The sequence below is a fragment of the Variovorax sp. Soil_C_26 genome (assembly GCF_057657075.1).
This window is the reverse complement of record NZ_JBDGJC010000042.1, coordinates 1-653: the sequence shown is the minus strand read 5'-3', so window position 1 is coordinate 653 and position 653 is coordinate 1. Positions and strand designations below refer to the sequence as shown.

Annotated in this window: 1 protein-coding gene; it reads right to left on the bottom strand. The window is 64.6% G+C overall.

The genetic code is table 11. The features are described 5' to 3' along the window. Window positions 1-5 precede the first annotated feature (5 nt). On the bottom strand, window positions 6-653 hold a 648-nt coding region (locus AC3A6G_RS27360; protein ID WP_487863271.1), incomplete at its 5' end, for an EF-Tu C-terminal domain-related protein.

Genomic DNA, 653 nt, shown 5'->3' with positions numbered 1-653 from the left:
CCGGCTTAGATGTCGAGGATCTTTGCCACGACGCCCGAACCCACGGTGCGGCCGCCTTCACGGATGGCGAAGCGCAGGCCTTCTTCCATCGCGATCGGGTTGATCAGCTTCACGGTGATGCTGACGTTGTCGCCAGGCATGACCATTTCCTTGTCCGTGGGCAGCTCGATGGCGCCGGTCACGTCCGTCGTGCGGAAGTAGAACTGCGGACGGTAGTTGTTGAAGAACGGCGTGTGACGGCCGCCCTCGTCCTTCGACAGCACATACACCTCGGCGGTGAAGTGCACGTGCGGCTTGATCGAGCCGGGCTTGCACAGCACCTGGCCGCGCTCGACTTCTTCGCGCTTCGTGCCGCGCAGCAGCACGCCCACGTTGTCGCCAGCCTGGCCCTGGTCGAGCAGCTTGCGGAACATTTCCACGCCGGTGCAGGTGGTCTTGACGGTCGGGCGGATGCCGACAATCTCGATTTCCTCGCCGACCTTGATCACGCCGCGCTCGACAGCGCCGGTCACGACCGTGCCGCGGCCCGAGATCGAGAACACGTCTTCGACGGGCATCAGGAAGGTACCGTCCACAGCGCGCTCGGGCGTCGGGATGTAGTTGTCCAGCGCTTCGGCCAGCTTCATGATGGCGCCCTCGCCCAGTTCGCCCTT